The organism is Pedobacter sp. NJ-S-72, from assembly GCF_053890575.1.
In genome coordinates, this window is record NZ_CM132681.1 from 3,394,783 (window position 1) to 3,410,053 (window position 15,271).

The window sequence follows — 15,271 nt, forward strand, 5'->3', positions numbered from 1 at the left end:
CGTATCTAAAGCTCTTAAAGTATGAAAAAAATCTACATTCGAATTCCCATCCCCTATTTCCCGAAAATACAGACTACAGATATATACATTAATCAGATACGATTTTTGGGATAACCCCCCGAAATCAACTTTCTGTTAACATTATTTATCCGAAGCATAATGCCAATATATCTGAGCAATCAGTATCCTATTGATTAATCTAATCTACAACACGTCAAAAGTTTTGCCATGAAACTAATCTACATTCGAAGACTCTCTTTTTTAAAAATCCGTAATTCAAATGCGTGCATTGAGCAATTACCACTACTCGATAATTCCCAATGTGCCGATCATTTTAAAGAAGATCCACCATACGCAAAAAGAAAAACCAGTATTTATCATCAATTCCAGAAGATTGGACTTCTTTTGTTATTCCTGTTTACCGGAATACAGGTAAATGCCCAGTTTACAATTACAGAAAATTTTAAAGGCAGCTCTGCTGCCGGAATAACAATTGGTGGTGACGCAGTATTAACTTCTGGTGGTGTAGATCCGGTAAATGCTGGTTGGCTAAGACTAACCCCTGCTGCTTTAACCAAGAGTGGATTTGCTTATATTAATCAGTCTTTCCCCTCTACACTTGGAGTGCTTGCTGACTTTGAATATAAAACATGGCGTTCTGACGAACCACAATTTGGAGGTGCAGATGGTATTGGCGTGTTCCCTATTTGATGCTACCACATCCCCTTTTAAATTAGGCCCCAACGGAGGTTCTTTGGGTTATACCGCAACTGCAGCCGGTAATGGTTTAAGCGGCGGTTATATTGGTGTTGGTTTAGATGAGTTTGGTAATTTTTCATCCACTCAGGGAGGGCCAGGACAAACTCCAAACGCGGTAGTATTAAGAGGCCCGACAACAGCAGCTCTCAATACATCAAATAGGTATTTAGCTGGAAATCAAGTTTACAACCCTAATCTCCCCTCGGGCCCTCCAACCGGTAATCCAATTGGTTATCTTTCATTAACACCAACCCGGCCTACTGACGCACAATTTTACAGAAGAGTTCAGATAGAAATCACTCCTACTGGTGTTCTTAATACCTATTTAGTAGTAGTAAGATGGAAAACAAGCCCATCAGGGGCTTTTGTACAGTTATTTCAAAATGTCCTGACTACTGCTACCCCTGTACCAGCATTCCTAAAAATAGGTTTTGCCTCATCAACAGGAGGTGGATATAATAATCACGAAATCAGAAATTTAATTGTTACAACTCCGGGAGGAGTTCGGATACTTAAATCTGCAGATAAACTAACTGCAAATGTTGGAGATCCGTTAACCTATACCATGGATGTAACCAATCAGACTAATTCACAGTTAAATGGTCTGAGTTTTAAAGATAATCTTCCTGCAGGTTTTCAGATTACGGATGTGCAATTTCTTCCAAACGGGACTACCAGTACAGCAACAGGATTTACTTCTACTTCTATATCCAATGCTACAGTTAATTTGTCCCCTGCTGCTACCGGAACCTTTGTTGTTAAGGGTACAGTAAGTTCCTATCCGCCGGGGGGGACACTCAACAATACAGGTATCTTTAACACAGGAACAAATGGAGTCAACGATCCCGATAAAACAAATGACACTTCCAGAGTAAGCACGACTATACTCCAAAATGATCTCTCCATTACTAAAACAGTAAACGTCGCTGCTCCAAGAGTAAACACAAATGTTGCCTTTACGCTAACAGTAAAAAACAATGGGACTTTCCCTGCAACCGCAGTCAAAGTCAATGATTTGCTGCCAGCCGGATATACTTTTCTGACGAGCACGCCTGGCACAGGAACTTATAATTCTACAACAGGTGTCTGGACAATTGGTAATCTTGTTGCCGGAGGAACAGCTACTTTCACTATCAATGCAAAAGTTCTCGGGACAGGTCCATATGTGAATTCAGCGACTGTTTCTGCTACCGAATTTGATGCAAATACAAGTAACAATACAGCCACAGCTACGACTACACCGATCGCGCCATATGATCTTGCTGTTGTCAAGGTAGCTACCCCGAGCACAGCAATTGCCGGACAGCCTTTAACTTATACCATAACATTAACTAATAACGGTCCAAGTCCGATACTTGCTACAGATGTCATTAATGTAACTGATAATCTGCCGGCAGGATTTACGGCATCAACCTATACTGCTGCAACCGGAACCTACACCAGTTCAGATGGGAACTGGACAGGCTTAACTTTAGCCTCAGGCCAGTCTACTACTTTGATTATTGCAGGAGCTGTTAGCCCGACAGCTACCGCTGCATTAAATAATACTGCGGTAGTAAGTACACCTGCAGGTATAACTGACCCGGTCCCTGGCAACAATACCTGGACAATCACAACTAGTTTGAACCGGGTTTTAGATCTTGGAGTTGCTAAAACTTCCAATCCAACAACAGTAGTTGCAGGTCAGCCATTGAGCTATACGATTACTCTAACTAATAATGGTCCATCTAGTCTCCTCACTACTGATATAGTGAATGTAGCAGATAATTTGCCAACAGGATTTACGGCGACAAGCTATACAGCAGCAAACGGAACCTATACCAGCAGCAATGGAAACTGGACTGGTTTAACTTTAGCCAGTGGCGGGTCCACTACACTAGTTATAGCCGGTACAGCCTCCCCTTCTGCATCAGGTACATTAACCAATACGGTTACGCTAACGCTCCAACAGGAACCATAGATCCAAATACTGGTAACAACACAGCAACAACACCAACTACCATAACCAGGCAAATAGATTTCAGCTTAACTAAAACTGCCAGCCCTAAGCCAGCAGTAGCAGGACAAGCTTTAACCTATACGTTAACCTTAACAAACAATGGTGTTAGCAGTTTGTTAGCCAGTGACATCGTTAAGGTAACCGACAATTTACCTGCCGGATTTACCGCTACAAGTTATACAGCTGCCGCAGGTACTTATACTAGCGCTAACGGAAACTGGACGGGCTTAACTCTAGCCAATGGACAAAGCACAACTTTAATTATTGCTGGAACAGTGAGTGCAGGTACACCTGCAGGAAACTTAACAAACACTGCGGTAGTTACACCTCCAGCTGGAATAACTGACCCGACACCGGGTAATAATACGGCAACAGATGTTACTGCTGTGACTAGGGTAATTGATTTAGGCGTTGCCAAAACAGCTTCACCCAATCCTGCGGTGACAGGTAATGCATTAACTTATACGATCACTTTAAGCAACAATGGGCCGAGTGCATTAGCTGCAACCGACGTCATTCAGGTGATTGATAATTTACCTGCAGGATTTACAGCCTCGACCTATACTGCTGCTGCGGGTACCTATACCAGTGCCAATGGTAACTGGACAGGTTTAACCCTGGCAAGCGGACAAACTACAACACTGACAATCACGGGAACTGTAGCTGCAAATGCAACTGGTTCCCTAAATAATACAGTCACCGTAACTTTACCAGCAGGAATTACCGATCCAGTACTTGGTAATAATACGACAACGATCACTACACCAATCAGTCGTGTAATTGACCTGACTGTAGCCAAAACTGCGACACCAAAACCAGCAATAGCAGGACAACCTTTGACTTATACCATCACTTTAACTAATGCTGGTCCGGGTACTTTACTGGCTTCTGACATTGTAAAAGTTAATGAAACATTACCTGCCGGATTTACTGCCACTACATTTACACCAGCAGCAGGAATTTATAACAGTTCTACTGGAAACTGGACAGGATTAACTCTAGCTAATGGTCAAAGTACAACACTAACAATTATCGGCAACGTGTCTCCTGCTGCAAGTGGTTCATTAACCAATACGGTTACAATTGACCCACCAACAGGAGTGACAGATCCAACTCCTAATACAGCAACAGATGTAACTCCAATCAGCCGTGTCATCGACTTTGGAGTTAATAAAACAGCAAGCCCTACTACCGGCATACCGGGAGAAACTTTAACTTATACCATAACCTTGACTAATAATGGACCAAGTACTTTAGCTATTACTGATGTTCTTCAGTTAACTGATAATTTACCGGCTGGATTCACAGCTAATACCTATGCAACCAGTAGCGGAACATATACCAGTTCAAATGGAAACTGGTCTGGCTTAACATTAGCCAATGGTCAGTCTGCAACATTAACTATCACAGGAACAATAGCCAAAACGGCAACAGGGTCACTAATAATACAGCTACAGTGACACCTCCAACCGGCATAACTGATCCGGCAACAGGTAATAATACTTCAACAACTACAACTACGCTAACACCCAAACCAGTATTAACAATTACAAAACTGGGTGCTGCTGGTTTAACAGCTGGTAATACTGCTACCTATACCCTCAATATTTCCAATACCGGAAGCAGTGATGCTGTCGGTGCGAGCATTACAGATATCATCCCTGCAGCGTTAACCAATGTCAGCTGGCAAACAGCTGTTGCCGGTGCTGCAACAATAACTTCTGGTGCAACGGGTACAAATAATAATCTGGCCATTATAGCAAACATCCCTGCCGGAGCTGCCAATACCATATCAGTAACCATTACAGGTACAGTAAATCCGGGAGCAACAGGAAGTGTGAGTAATACCGCTACCGTGACACCAGCTGAGCCGACCGGAACAGGAAGTAACTCAACTGTGAATGCAAATGTCACCAGTACTTCGGGTGTGGTGATTACTAAAACAGGTCCTTCCTTCGACCGCTACTGCTGGTAATGAAATCACCTACCAGGTAGAAATATCAAATAATGGACCTAGTAATGCTACCGGTACACAAATCACAGATATTGTCCCTGCCACTTTAAGTAACGTAAGCTGGACCACACAAATAGCAGGTACAGCCAATATAACCGCAGGTGCTACAGGAACAAATAATAATGTAAATGTTACTGCTAATATTGCAGCAGGTACTTCTAATAAAGTAATCATTATTGTAAAAGGCACGATAGATCCTGCTTTTGCCGGAAACATCACCAATACAGCTACGGCTACTCCTGCTGAACCAGGTAGTACGCCTATTAATGCACAAGCTGTAACTACTGTTAAAAAATTACCTGTATTTACTATAACTAAAAGTGGCCCTACCACCGCAACAGCGGGTAACTCAATAGTCTATACGATCAACGTTAAAAACACTGGTCCTTCAAACAGTTTAAATACAGCAATTGCAGATGCTGTTCCTGCTTCAATTTACAGAGTAAGCTGGGTTGCTACTGTCACTAGTGGTACAGCAACCATTAATACTGGCGCCACCGGAACAAGTAATAATATTGGCGTCAATGCCAATTTCGGTGCAAACAGTACCCTACAAATTGTAGTTTCAGGAACGATAGCCTCAAATGCATCAGGTACGATCATTAACACAGCTACAGCTACTCCGTCAGAAACAGGCACAACTCCTGTAACTTCAACACCAGTAAATACTGTATTGAGTTCAAAATCTGGATTAACAATCGTTAAAAGTGTTACTCCTACTGTTAACTCAGGAAGCAGTATTACTTATACGGTCGAAGTGGGGAATGCGGGTCCAAGTGATGCAGTCAATGCACGTGTACAGGACGCTATCCCCGCAAGTATTTTAAATACAACATGGACTTCAACGACACAGGGAGCAGCAACGATCACATCCGGAGCTACCGGTAGTGGCAATACACTGGATGCAACGACCACCATACCAGCTGGTACTGGAAACAAAAAAATCATCTTTACGATTACCGGTAAATCTGATCCTGCTTACAATGGGTCAATATCAAATACGGCTTCGGTAACAGCAACAGAACCAAATAGCCCTTCACCTACTTCTACGGTAAATACAATTGCAAGCAGAACACCGGTTCTGTCGATTACTAAAAACGGCCCTTCATCTATCAATGCAGGAGAAACAATTACCTATACAATCGATGTCACAAATAATAGTGCATCGGATGCGTTGAACCTGGCGATCAATGACATCGTGCCAGCAACAATCAGTAACGTCAACTGGTCAGCTGCGGTAGCAGGTAATGCAAGAGTTATTGGTGCATTAACCGGATCCGGAAGCCCGATTAACATCAATGGGGATATCGCCGCAGGCAGTGCAAACCATATTACGATTACCGTAACCGGTAAAGTAGCTGCTGGTTTTAGTGGTTCACTGACCAATACAGTAACAGCTACCCCAGCAGAACCTGGTACAAGTGCTGTCTCGGCCACTGCCACAACAAACGTAACACGCATACCAGTATTAACTATACAAAAAAATGGACCTGCTACATTAAGTGCAGGACAGGCAATCACTTATACCATCTCTGTAAAAAATATCAGCCAGGCAAATGCCACCGGTTCAATAATTACAGATGCAATTCCAGTTAGCATATTGAATCCATCATGGACAACTTCAATTAACGGAACTGCTTTAGTAACCGCTGGCGCTACTGGAACAGGATCTGCTTTAAGTGTAACTGGTAATCTTGGAGGAAACAGTACTGATGAAATCCTGATTACCATTTCAGGAACAGTTAATCCTGCGACTACTGCAAATATCAGCAACAGCGCAACTGTTACTCCTGCCGAACCAGGATCAGTACCTAAAACAGCTGGCCCTGTTATTACAACCATTACCAAAACACCTTCAGTATCCATAACTAAAATGGGACCGGCAACAGCAAATGCGGGTGAAACAGTTACTTATGTGATTAATGTAGTGAACAAAACCTTCTAATGCAACTGCATTAGCAATCACGGATGTTGTGCCGCCAGAGCTTACTGGTGTAACCTGGTCTGCGGTTCCTTCAGGATCATCTACAGTAGTAACGCCAACAGGAACAAATAATGTAAATGTGACAGGTAACCTGAATGTAGGCAATGCGAATAATATTCAAATCACCGTTTCTGGTAAATTAAGTTCAGCACAGGCAAACGCAGTGTTAGCAAATACAGCTATTGCAACACCTTCTGAACCTGGCATCCCCCCTGTATCATCGAATACCGTAAATACAACTATCAGCAATAAAAATGCCCTGACCATTAGTAAAACCGGCCCTTCAACTGTAAATGCTGGTGAGAATGTGGTTTATAATTTAACAATATCTAATAATGGACCAAGTGATGCAGTGGCATCGGTAATTACCGATCAGGTCTCTGCTAGTTTAACCAATGTCACCTGGTCTGCAACAGTTACAGGAACAGCAACAGTAACCATACCATCAGTACAGGAAATGCGGTTAGTGTAACTGGTAATATCCCGGCAGGTACTGGTAATCATATCAATGTGATGATTACTGGTAAACTTAACCCTGCTTTTACTGGTACTGCAATTACGAATGCAGCAACAGTAACTCCTACTGAGCCTGGTAATAATCCGGTCACTTCAAATACTGTAACTACCGGAGTTACCAAAACTTCTGATTTACGTATCCTTAAATCCGGATCAACTACAGCAGTAGCTGGTAAACCAGTTACCTACACTATCAAGGTCAATAATGTTGGGCCTAGTGATGTTACAGGTGCAAGGGTTCAGGATATTATTCCTGCGGAGATTCAAAATCCATTATGGACAGTTACCACTTCAGGTACTGCAGGGGCAAACTTGTTAAATGGTGGTGGAAACATAGATCTTCTGGCAGATTTAAAAGCCAATGGTCTGGATGCACTTGAGATTACTGTCACAGGAAATCTTGATCCATTGTTTAACGCTAATGCCTCTATTAAAATACAGCAACAATCACGCCGCCAGCGGGAGTTACTGATCCGACACCAGGTACAAGTACAGTAACTACGACTACTTCTGCTTCGGCAAATGTAAGGATCGTAAAATCCGGACCAGCAAACGTTGGTGCAGGTGAACCTATACAATATGAGCTCCGCATTACTAATGCCGGGCCAAGTACAGCCACAGCGACTTCAATTATAGATAACCTGCCTGTCTTTGCAAATGCTAAGGTTCTAAATCCGATCTGGACTGCAACAGCTTCAGGCGGAGCTACAGTATCTGTTCCAAGTGGAGTTGGAAACGTAAGTTTAACAGCTGACATCCCTACTACAGGAACAGTAATCGTGATGGTATCAGGAACAGTAGACCCTGCTTCAACTGACGGTACACCGATGCCGAATACTGCTACAGCTAATAGCGCTATACCAGATCCTGAACCTGGAAATAATACAGCAACATCACCGGCTACAATTACAAATAGCCCTGATTTCAGAGTCTCTAAATCAGGACCTGCAACAGCAAATATTGGTGATCCAATCAGCTATAAAATAGTGGTGACTAATTCAGGTACTGGTGATATCACAGGTGCAACAATAGACGATATTGTTCCTGCAGATGTACAAGTTACAGACTGGACAGCAACAGCATTGTATAATGCCAAAATAAATGGTGCAGCAACAGCATCGGGTACAAATAATACGATTGCGCTTACCGCGGTAGATATCAATGCAGGAACAAATAATGCTATTGAAATAGTTGTTAATGGTTTTGTAAAAAAACAACAGCCGGTGCAAGCTTTATGAATACAGTAGATGTTACAGCTGGCAACACCCATTCAAGTTCTGTTGTTACCTCCGTAAACAAGTCTACCGATTTACGTATCGAAAAACAAGGTCCGCAAAGTGTAGCTGCAGGTGAAAACATCTCTTACACTTTAAAGGTATATAACAACGGAACTGTTAATGCAACTGGTATTACCATTAATGATGTTGTACCACCAGCGGGTGTAGTCGTTAGTGACTGGGCTGCAACTGTTGTTGGAACCGCATCTATATCAACCGGAAATTCAGGTACGACTAATAACATCTCAACTGCAGGAAGTATTCCTGCCGGTGATGACAGTAATTATATTCAGATTACGGTTAACGGAAAAGTTCCTGCAAATTCAGCATTGACCACAATAACTAACACTGCTAACATTGTTCTTCCAGGTGGTTTACTCGATTTCAATCTCGCTAACAATAACTCATCGGTTACGACTGCGATCACTAATAATCCAAGTTTACAAGTATCGAAAAGCGGGCCTCAGACAGCAGTTGCCGGTGAACAGATTCATTATGTAATCCAGGTTAGCAATAACGGGCCAAGTGATGCCCTTGCGGTTAATATAACTGACGCTATACCTCCTCAGCTTATTAATTACAACTGGGTAGCTACTAGTGCAGGAACTGCTGCGATTACCTCTGGTACTACAGGAAATAACATAAACCCTGCTGTTACGGCAAACATCCCGCAAGGAGCAGGTAATATCATTACTATTGATATTACAGGAACCGTAGCCCCTGCTTTCACAGGTACATTTACCAATACTGCTCAGGCAAAAACAGGCGCGAACCCAGCCGTAGTTTCACCTACAGTAAGCACGGTGGTCAGCAAAGTTACCGCATTGAATATCCGTAAGTCAGGACCAGCATCAACAAGCGCGGGTCTTCCAATAACGTATACCATTGAAGTAACCAATGCAGGACCGAGTAACGCAGCAGCAGCAGCAATAACCGATGCTATCCCTGCTATCTTACAAAACGTAAAATGGACTGCAACTGGTCAGAATGGTGCTACGATTACTTCTGGTGCTACCGGAACAGGCCCTGCCTTAAACGTGGTTGCAGCAATTCCAGGATCAGTAAATGCAAGGGTATTAGTTACCATTACCGGTGATATACCTTCTTCAGCAACGGCTGACTTAGTCAATTCAGCGACCGCAACAGAAACAAATAATCCTGTGGTAAATTCTAACGTAGTTACCACAACACTAACTAAAACTCCGGGACTGGTCTTAGTGAAATCAGGACCTGCAACTGCCGCTAGTGAGAGAGAAAATAACTTATACATTGAACCTGACTAATGCAGGACCTTCTGATGCTGTAAATACTGCCATAACAGATGTGGTTGACCCTGCCATTAAAAATGTACAGTGGGCAACTATTGCTACTGGTGGTGCAGTGATCAACTCTGGTACTACTGGTACAAATAACCAGGTTGCAGCAAATGTAAATGTGCCCGTGGGTGGTACCATTACCGTAATCATTACCGGTGATATTGATCCTACCTATAGTAACAGCCTGACCAATACTGCTACGGCAACTCCATCTGAACCAGGCATCACACCAGAAACCTCTACAGTTACTACAGTAGTAAAACCAGTGGTTAACCTGGCCATTACCAAAAGCGGCCCGGCTACTTTATTAGCAGGAGAGGAAATCAATTACGAAATCCGTGTAACCAATAGCGGTCCGGTACCTAGTACAGCGCTTAATGCTGCGATTTCAGATATCGTTCAATCAGATATCACTGTTCAGCAGTGGTCTGTCACCAAAACTGGAAACGCAGTAATTACCGGTGCAAGTTCAGGTACCACAAATACCATTACAACCAATGCTAATTTAACTGCTGCCGCGGGTGATGCATTAATCATAGCAATCAAAGGAACTGTGGCTCCATCATTTAGTGGTTCAATCACAAATACCGCTACAGTCACAGCAGTTGAAGATCCATTGAAACCGATTACATCAACGCCGGTTGTAACAACAGTAAGCAGAAAACCTGTCATTAAAATAGTTAAAACAGGCCCTGCCACATTAACTGCAGGAGCAACGGTTAACTACCTGATTACAGTAAATAATGAAGGTACAGGTGATGCACTTAATCTGGACATTGCAGATAATATTCCAGCCGTACTGACCAGCATTAACTGGAAAGCTACTGCTGCAGGCTCTGCAAATATTATCACACCACCAATAACCAGTGGTAACGGTAATATTGCCTTAAAAGTTAATGTACCTGCCGGAACCGGAAATACCATTACCATTAATGTGAGTGGTAAAATACCTGCTAATAACAGCGTATCACCACTGGTGAATACTGCTACAGCAACTCCTGCTGAACCTGGGCTTACCCCTCAGACTTCTACAGCAAGTACTGTGGTCAGCAGAATTCCGGTGCTTGAAATCACTAAATCAGGGCCTGCTACTGCATCAGCAGGAAGCGACATCGAATATATCATTACGGTAGTCAATACCGGTATCAGTGATGCAATTGGAACAATCATTACCGATAATGTTCCTGCTGCACTGACCAATGTCAGATGGACTGCAACACCGGGTGGAGCAGCTACGATTACCGCGGGGGCAACCGGCACCAATAATAATGTAAGCGTAACGGCTAATATTCCTGCAGGTAATACCAATACGGTAACCATCCGTGTAACAGGATTTCAACCTGCTAATTCGATAGCGACCTTGCAGAACACGGCTACCGTTACTCCTATTGAACCGGGTACAAATCCACAAACCACTCCGCCGGTAATTACTACAATCACTCCGGGAAAATCATCAATGACCTTGACTAAAGCAGCCAATAATACAGGTGCTAAAGCGGGCGATGTGATCAATTATACTTTGATTGTGAAAAACAATGGTGATGTTACTTTGAGCAATATCGCAGTAACAGATCCGGGAGCAGATGCAGGTTCAATCACTCCGGCAAATATTGCCAGCTTATTACCGGCTGCAAGTGCTACAGTAACGGCTAAACATACCCTGACACAAGCAGAAGTAGACGCCGGAAAATTCAGTAACCAGGCGGGTGCAACAGCTAAAGATCCGTTAGGCAACCAGGTTGACAAACCGAAATCTGATGATCCGAATACCTCTGCTATTGATGATCCTACTGTAGTAGTCATTATTCCAGCTCCATCAATGACCCTGACTAAAGTGGCCAATAATACGGGTACTAAAGCGGGCGGTGTGATGTGATCACTTATACCATTGTAGCTACGAATACTGGTAATGTTACTTTAAGTAATGTTGTCGTGAGAGATCCGGTTGCGGATGCAGGAAGTATTATTCCGGCAAACATCCCGGCCATCGCCCCAGGTGCAAACGCAACAGTAACAGCTAAACATACCCTGACTCAATCAGATATAGACTCAGGTACTTTCAGTAACCAGGCTGGTGCAACAGGTACAGATCCAACAGGTAATCCGGTGGACAAACCGAAATCTGATGACCCGAATACGCCTACACCAGATGACGCAACTGTAATTATCATTGGAGCAAAACCTGCCATTACACTAATTAAAGCAGGTGTATCAATAGGCAGTGGTACAAAAATCAGTTACACATTTACGATTCAGAATACAGGTAATATCACTTTAAACACGGTCTTGTTAACTGATGCTAAACTGGGTATCTCAGGTAAAGTAGTTCCTGTAGGTGCTGGTCTTGCTCCGGGTGCTACGATCACAGCGACCGAAATTTACACCTTAACACAGGCGGATAAAGATGCAGGAAAAGTAGTTAACTCTGCAGTCGTAAATGCTACTACTACTGGTGGAGCGAAAGCTACAGACATCTCTGGTACTGATGCTACAAATGATACCCCGACAACAACTGATGTTGACCCATCAGGAAACCCGGCTGGTGCCATGTCATTAGTTAAAACAGCGGTATTCAGCGGAAACCAGATCACTTACACCTTTACTGTTAAAAACACCGGTACAGTAACCTTAAACACGGTTACTTTCAGTGATGCAAAACTGGGTATCAGTAACCGAACAATTAATGTAAATGGAGGACTGATCCCTGGAGCAACTGTAACTGCAACTGAAGTCTATACTTTAACACAGGCTGATAAAGATGCGGGTCAGGTGACCAATACAGCTATAGCTAAAGCTAAGGCTCCTGCTGGAAACGACGTAACCGCTACCTCCGGAACAGATGAAACCAACCAACAATAACCCTGTAATAATTGTGGTTCCTAAATCACCGGTTGCCATAGATGATAAAGCTGAAGCCAAAGCCAATACCACAATACGTATTGACATCCTGGCCAATGACAATCCTGGAAATTCAAGCTTTGATAAAGCAACAGTGGTTATCGTTACCCAACCTCTGCATGGTAAAGTAATCGTAAACAGTGATGGTACCGTTTCTTACACACCAGACCCTGGATATTCAGGTCCTGATAATTTCACTTACCAGGTGAAAGATATGTATGGTTATATCACCAATGTAGCCTCAGTATCACTCACTCTTAATTTCTTCGAAATCAATATTCCAAACCTGTTCACTCCGAATGGTGATGGTACAAATGATGTATTTGAGATTCGTGGATTAAACCAATATGGTGACAACGAGTTAAGTATTGTCAACCGTTGGGGCAACGAGGTATTCAGACAGAAAAACTACCAGAATACCTGGAGTGGTGAAGGCTTGAATGAGGGTACTTATTATTACCTGCTGCGCGTGAAACCTAAAGGTGGAAATTCAGAATGGCAAGTATTTAAAGGGTATATCACCTTAATCCGCGCTTTCAAAAAGTAAGCTAATAAAACCTCAGGCCGGGTCTGCCTGCCTGAGGTTCATAAAAAAACAAACCGGAAAAAAAACAGAATCAGATTGAAGAATAGAATTAATTATACCCGTATGAAAAGAAGCTTGTTATTATTAGTGTTGGTCTTTAGCCTGCTGCTTCCTGCCAAGGTCTTGAAAGCTCAGCAGGATGCACAGTTTAGCCAGTATATGTTCAACGGTATTTATATCAACCCAGCTTATGCGGGATACAAAGAACAGCTGAACTTACATAGTTTTTACCGCAGTCAATGGACAGGAATTAAAGGTGCCCCGACTACTTTCTCGCTGGCTGTTGATGCAAATGCCAATGATGGAAATGTCGGACTGGCTTTACAGGTCTCGGCCGATAAGTTAGGTGCACAAAGTAATCTGGCCGCTTATGCCAATTATGCATATACCGCCTGAAAATGAATGAAAGCGGAACTTCAAGACTTGCTTTTGGAGTAGGAATCGGCGCAGTACAATTAGGGATTGATGGATCAATGTTACATCCTAACGATCAGGAACCAGATCAGCCAACAGGTTCACAGAACACCGTTCTGCCGGATGCAAGAGTTGGGGTATATTATTCAGATGACCGCTTCTTTGCCGGTTTCTCTGCTGACAATTTAATTGCCCAATATATCAACGTTGACCGTTATGCCTTTATACCGCAGCCTAAACCCCATTATTATTTAACTGCGGGTACGCTGATTCCATTAGGACAGGACATTTTATTGAAACCGTCTTTCTTATTGAAGGATGACCGTGGCGGACCAACCAGTTTAGACATCAATGCCTTTGTACTTTTCATGGACAGGATATGGATCGGTGGTTCTTACCGTACAGGGGTCAAATTGTACAATAAAGATTATCTTCAAAAAGATTTGAGTAACCGAAATTCTGCAGTAGCAGCTATTGAAGTTTTTCCGACCAAGACTTTACGTATCGGATATGCTTATGATATTTCCATCGGTCCGTTGCAGGGTTATAGCAGTGGAACACATGAAATATCAATAGGCTATTATTTTAATACAAAAAGTACCAGGATGAGATCTCCAAGGTATTTCTAAAAGACGTCAATTATATAATTAAAACAGATCCTAACGCGTTCCATCGATTAATAGCATGAAAACAATCCAATCCGGTATATTCACAGCCATACTCCTGCTGTCATTCACAGTAAAGGTAAAGGCACAGTACGTCCTCAAAGAGGCCGATACCCAATTTGAATTATTTAATTACAATAAAGCCATCGATTTATATCAAAAGGCTTATCATAAAAAAGCTACACTGCATGCGGCTGAACGTCTGGCTGAAGCTTATCGCCTGACAGACAATTATCCGCAGGCAGAAAACTGGTATCAGGTTGCTTCCACCCTACCTAAAAGCACACCTGAAAACACACTATATTATGCTAAAGCTTTACAAAGTAATGCTAAATATGAGGAGGCTAAAACTGCTTATCAAAAATATGTTAGCTTAAAACCTGACGTTAGTGCTGCTCAGCAGCAGGTCTGGTTTGCTTCCTGTGATTCTGCAAAATACTGGATTAAAAACCCTGTACCTGTGACCCTTTTAAATGAAAAAGGATTGAACAGTGCAGGATCTGACTGGGGCGCGGTAGCTTATCAGAATGGAATCGTTTTCACTTCTGATCGTCAGTTTAAAACGAACACATCAAGACCCTTCTTTAAATTTGATGGCACAACAAAGTTGCCCGATCCAAATAATTATGGATGGACAGGAAATGAATACCTGCGCTTATATCAAAAAACAGGAGTCAATGACAGCCTTAAAGCCTTTGCCCTGAATGCAGAAACCAATTACCATATTGGTGCAGCAAGTTTTACAACTGAAGGCAATACTGTATATTTTACTTTAACCAGAATCCCTAAAAAGATCACCCGCAAAAAAGGAGAACCTTCAACAAACAATTAACCTGGAGATTT

At 42.7% G+C, this 15,271-nt stretch carries 15 protein-coding genes and 1 pseudogene; all 16 read left to right on the forward strand.

Features of this window, described 5'->3' with window-relative positions:
• Window positions 1-228 precede the first annotated feature (228 nt).
• Window positions 229-711, forward strand: a complete 483-nt coding sequence (locus ACWYN3_RS22635; RefSeq protein WP_456216463.1) for a hypothetical protein — start codon at window positions 229-231, stop codon at window positions 709-711.
• Complete coding sequence (locus ACWYN3_RS22640) at window positions 692-2,719, forward strand: hypothetical protein (RefSeq protein ID WP_456216464.1); 2,028 nt, start codon at window positions 692-694, stop codon at window positions 2,717-2,719. Before ACWYN3_RS22635 ends, ACWYN3_RS22640 begins: the two co-directional genes overlap by 20 nt.
• Before the next feature lie 53 nt (window positions 2,720-2,772).
• A complete protein-coding gene (locus ACWYN3_RS22645) occupies window positions 2,773-4,218 on the forward strand; it encodes a DUF11 domain-containing protein (protein ID WP_456223113.1) in 1,446 nt (481 codons plus the stop codon).
• Entirely contained in the window at window positions 4,215-4,733 is a 519-nt protein-coding gene (locus tag ACWYN3_RS22650; RefSeq protein ID WP_456216465.1) for a hypothetical protein, read from the forward strand. The genes ACWYN3_RS22645 and ACWYN3_RS22650 overlap by 4 nt, the downstream gene beginning before the upstream one ends.
• Before the next feature lie 22 nt (window positions 4,734-4,755).
• Window positions 4,756-5,343: pseudogene (locus ACWYN3_RS22655) on the forward strand (hypothetical protein); the annotation flags it as partial.
• Between the two features lie 102 nt (window positions 5,344-5,445).
• Entirely contained in the window at window positions 5,446-6,717 is a 1,272-nt protein-coding gene (locus tag ACWYN3_RS22660) for a DUF7927 domain-containing protein (RefSeq protein WP_456216466.1), read from the forward strand.
• A gap of 28 nt (window positions 6,718-6,745) precedes the next feature.
• Complete coding sequence (locus tag ACWYN3_RS22665; RefSeq protein WP_456216467.1) at window positions 6,746-7,228, forward strand: hypothetical protein; 483 nt, start codon at window positions 6,746-6,748, stop codon at window positions 7,226-7,228.
• A gap of 41 nt (window positions 7,229-7,269) precedes the next feature.
• Entirely contained in the window at window positions 7,270-7,770 is a 501-nt protein-coding gene (locus ACWYN3_RS22670) for a hypothetical protein (protein WP_456223114.1), read from the forward strand.
• 92 nt (window positions 7,771-7,862) lie between these two features.
• Window positions 7,863-8,510: a hypothetical protein gene (locus ACWYN3_RS22675; RefSeq protein WP_456223115.1), complete on the forward strand. Its 648-nt coding sequence runs from the start codon at window positions 7,863-7,865 to the stop codon at window positions 8,508-8,510.
• Complete coding sequence (locus ACWYN3_RS22680) at window positions 8,507-9,832, forward strand: hypothetical protein (RefSeq protein ID WP_456216468.1); 1,326 nt, start codon at window positions 8,507-8,509, stop codon at window positions 9,830-9,832. Before ACWYN3_RS22675 ends, ACWYN3_RS22680 begins: the two co-directional genes overlap by 4 nt.
• On the forward strand, window positions 9,795-11,741 hold the full coding sequence (locus ACWYN3_RS22685; protein WP_456216469.1) for a beta strand repeat-containing protein: 1,947 nt from the start codon (window positions 9,795-9,797) through the stop codon (window positions 11,739-11,741). Before ACWYN3_RS22680 ends, ACWYN3_RS22685 begins: the two co-directional genes overlap by 38 nt.
• A complete protein-coding gene (locus ACWYN3_RS22690; RefSeq protein WP_456216470.1) occupies window positions 11,738-12,724 on the forward strand; it encodes a DUF7507 domain-containing protein in 987 nt (328 codons plus the stop codon). Before ACWYN3_RS22685 ends, ACWYN3_RS22690 begins: the two co-directional genes overlap by 4 nt.
• Complete coding sequence (locus ACWYN3_RS22695; protein ID WP_456216471.1) at window positions 12,705-13,310, forward strand: T9SS type B sorting domain-containing protein; 606 nt, start codon at window positions 12,705-12,707, stop codon at window positions 13,308-13,310. The genes ACWYN3_RS22690 and ACWYN3_RS22695 overlap by 20 nt, the downstream gene beginning before the upstream one ends.
• Window positions 13,311-13,385: 75 nt before the next feature.
• A complete protein-coding gene (locus ACWYN3_RS22700; protein ID WP_456216472.1) occupies window positions 13,386-13,745 on the forward strand; it encodes a PorP/SprF family type IX secretion system membrane protein in 360 nt (119 codons plus the stop codon).
• A 2-nt stretch (window positions 13,746-13,747) separates the two neighbouring features.
• Window positions 13,748-14,392 (forward strand): PorP/SprF family type IX secretion system membrane protein, encoded by a 645-nt coding sequence (locus ACWYN3_RS22705; RefSeq protein ID WP_456216473.1) that lies wholly within the window; start codon window positions 13,748-13,750, stop codon window positions 14,390-14,392.
• 55 nt (window positions 14,393-14,447) lie between these two features.
• Entirely contained in the window at window positions 14,448-15,260 is an 813-nt protein-coding gene (locus ACWYN3_RS22710) for a tetratricopeptide repeat protein (RefSeq protein WP_456216474.1), read from the forward strand.
• Window positions 15,261-15,271: the final 11 nt, after the last annotated feature.

Coding starts and splice junctions, on each gene's coding strand:
- ACWYN3_RS22680 (WP_456216468.1), top strand. CDS start 8,507: ATGAATACAGTAGATGTTACAGCTGGCAACACCCATTCAAGTTCTGTT.
- ACWYN3_RS22695 (WP_456216471.1), top strand. CDS start 12,705: ATGAAACCAACCAACAATAACCCTGTAATAATTGTGGTTCCTAAATCA.
- ACWYN3_RS22670 (WP_456223114.1), top strand. CDS start 7,270: ATGATTACTGGTAAACTTAACCCTGCTTTTACTGGTACTGCAATTACG.
- ACWYN3_RS22710 (WP_456216474.1), top strand. CDS start 14,448: ATGAAAACAATCCAATCCGGTATATTCACAGCCATACTCCTGCTGTCA.
- ACWYN3_RS22705 (WP_456216473.1), top strand. CDS start 13,748: ATGAATGAAAGCGGAACTTCAAGACTTGCTTTTGGAGTAGGAATCGGC.
- ACWYN3_RS22635 (WP_456216463.1), top strand. CDS start 229: ATGAAACTAATCTACATTCGAAGACTCTCTTTTTTAAAAATCCGTAAT.